This window comes from Ancylomarina sp. 16SWW S1-10-2 (genome assembly GCF_009669305.1).
Lineage (GTDB): Bacteria > Bacteroidota > Bacteroidia > Bacteroidales > Marinifilaceae > Ancylomarina.
In genome coordinates this window covers 1-752 of the sequence record NZ_SADB01000109.1, presented here as the reverse complement: position 1 = coordinate 752, position 752 = coordinate 1, and the positions used below count along the sequence as shown (strand labels likewise).

Genomic DNA, 752 nt, shown 5'->3' with positions numbered 1-752 from the left:
AAGCTCAGTATTTGCAAGTGGAAACCTTACTATCAACAAGTATCGTAACACAGACTATTCTATTGTATCAGTATTTAATACAAGTAATTCAAACCTTAAGTTGAAAGTTTACGACTACACTGGTCACGTTTTTTATAGCGAAACGATCGAAGCTGAAACTAACACTCAAAAACTATTTGATTTATCAAACCTATCTGATGGCGATTATTCATTAGTATTAGTAGGAGATAATACAAGAATTGAAGAGCCGTTTATTGTGAGATCAAAAAAGTTAGATGTATCAAACGAAACGATGCAAATAGCCGAGAATAAAAACTAAAATTCAAAGCATGCATTCAAAAGAAAAAAATTCGGAACAATATGATGTTTCGATAAAGTACCATCATTTAAATAAGTGTATCCCTCATCAATAAGAGATACACTTATTTTTTTGTTTAAACCCACAAACACTCCAATAACAATCTACAATAACAGCCTTATAATATCCAACACAAAACAAGTATCCGTTTCTTACCTCCTATAAAAAACTTATTGTGTTAAGAGAAAAGAAAACTTTAAGAATTCTATTTTATAATAATCAATGTAAGGTGAAATTTAGAACAGAATTTTATTTTGATTTCACCAACTATAAGTTTGAATTGTGAATTTGGAGTTGAATTCATATTAAGATACATTACCATGCATCTTAATATGCAATGAGCTTACCCTAAAAAGTCAATTAAGTTTTTTGAAAATTCTATGTGAATTCTGTT

General features: G+C 28.9%; 1 protein-coding gene. It reads left to right on the top strand.

Going from position 1 to position 752, the window contains the following annotated elements; translation table 11 throughout:
• Positions 1 to 319 (top strand): T9SS type A sorting domain-containing protein (locus tag EMN46_RS18670; RefSeq protein ID WP_154202534.1); only part of this gene is annotated, 319 nt, incomplete at its 5' end.
• Positions 320 to 752: the final 433 nt, after the last annotated feature.